This window comes from Streptomyces sp. NPDC029216, assembly GCF_040648015.1.
Classification (GTDB): domain Bacteria; phylum Actinomycetota; class Actinomycetes; order Streptomycetales; family Streptomycetaceae; genus Streptomyces.
The window spans coordinates 1-1,664 of sequence record NZ_JBEZWL010000307.1 but is presented as its reverse complement, the minus strand read 5'-3'; the positions used below and the strand labels follow the sequence as shown (position 1 = coordinate 1,664).

Here is a 1,664-nt window from a genome sequence, read left to right as displayed (position 1 = left end):
GAACCTGTTGTCTTATCGAACGTGATCGTTGGCTTTCCGCTGGTGGGAGTGGGTTTCGGTTCGGTGAGGCAGGGATGCGTTGTCGTGTTTGTCGTTGATCGTGCGGGGGTGTGCGATGGCGTCGGTGCTGGGTTTGCTGGAGGCGAGGGAGTCGGCTGCGCGGGAGGTGATCGAGCGGCTGCGGGAAGAGGCCGATCGGATCCTGGAGGAGCTCGATGAGGCGGAAGCCGGTCTGGAGCGGCTGGTCATTGCGCGTGAGACGGTCGCCGAGGTCTTGAACGGCCCGGTGGCTCGGGCGGAGACGGCCGCGACGGCCACGGATCCCGGTCCGATGGGGCTCATGGTGGTGCCACGCCGTCGTGAGGGTCTCTCGGCCCGGGTGCTGCCCGAGGAGTACCAGCGTCTGCTGGCCGTGCTGGTGGCTGGGGCGGCCGGCGGTCCGATGCGGGCCAGGGATCTGACCGTGGCCCTGGGCCGGGAAGCGGTGCCCGCGAAGATCGAGTGTGTCCGCTCGATGGCGAAGCGGCTGGTGTCCCGGGGGTGGGCGGTGGCGGATCAGGGGTTGTTCACCGTGGACGCCACTTCAGTGGTGGGGTCGGCCGCCGGTTGAGTGCGGAGGTCTGCGGGCGAGGCGGCGTCCCATGATCATGGTCATGGACCAGAGGACCATCGTTTCGTGGGTGGCGGGCAGGCGTTCGTAGTCGCGGACGAGGCGGCGGCGGTGCATGAGCCAGGCCAGTGTGCGCTCGACGACCCAGCGGCGGGGCAGGACCTGGAGTGTTTTGTCGCCCTTGGCGCGTCTGATGATGGTCAGGGCGAGGCGGAGGGACTCCGCGGCCCAGTGGACGAGCTGGCCGGCGTAGGCGCTGTCGGCCCACACCAGTGTGATCTTGCGGTGGAGTGCACGGAGCCGTTCCAGCACGGGGACGGCTCCGTCGCGGTCCTGCACGGACGCAGCGGTGACCTTCACGACCAGCAGCAGGCCTGTGGAGTCAACCGCCAGGTGGCGTTTGCGGCCGCCGACTTTTTTGGCCTGGTCCCAGCCGCGTGATCCGGCGCCGACGGTGCCGGCCGCCCGCAGGGACTGCGAGTCGATGACCGCGGCCGTCGGCTCCGCCTTGCGGCCTTCCCTCTCACGCAGGCGGGACCTGAGGCGGTCGTGGAACTCGGCGATCAGTCCTTGGCGGTGCCAGCGGCGGAAGAACACGTAGACCCGGTCCCAGGCAGGGAAATCCGCAGGGATCGCCCGCCACTTGATCCCGTTGTCGAGCAGGTAACGGACCGCGTCGAGCATCTGCCGGTGACAGTAGCCCTCCGGCTGCCCGCCCCGGCCCTCCAGCCAGGCCGGCACCGGAAGCAGCGGACGGATGGCCGCCCACTCCGCATTCGTCATGTCCGACGGATAACGCCGCACCCGCACGCCGTGATCGGCGGCATTTCCGTACGCGTGCGCGATGCAGTCACACGATGGGGAAGCCGCATTGGACGCGGCGAGCTCAGGCGCGCAAAGCTGTGGCAACAGGGTCTCCTGGAACAGCCCGGATGGGGTCGCACCCCCGAGCTACCAAGAGGCCCTGCCTTCATGCCCGGACACTCGCAACATCACCCGACCCAGAACCCTGTTCGAACCCAAACGCCCCCACGCTCGATAGAACAACGGGTTC

The 1,664-nt window shown here is 68.6% G+C and carries 2 protein-coding genes; one reads left to right on the top strand and one right to left on the bottom strand.

What is annotated here, in order from left to right:
• Positions 1–115 precede the first annotated feature (115 nt).
• On the top strand, positions 116–610 hold the full coding sequence (locus AB0F18_RS39215) for a hypothetical protein (RefSeq protein WP_362070325.1): 495 nt from the start codon (positions 116–118) through the stop codon (positions 608–610).
• Here AB0F18_RS39215 and AB0F18_RS39210 read toward each other — a convergent pair.
• Positions 584–1,393, bottom strand: a complete 810-nt coding sequence (locus AB0F18_RS39210; RefSeq protein WP_362070322.1) for an IS5 family transposase — start codon at positions 1,391–1,393, stop codon at positions 584–586. The genes AB0F18_RS39215 and AB0F18_RS39210 overlap by 27 nt on opposite strands.
• Between the last annotated feature and the right edge of the window lie 271 nt (positions 1,394–1,664).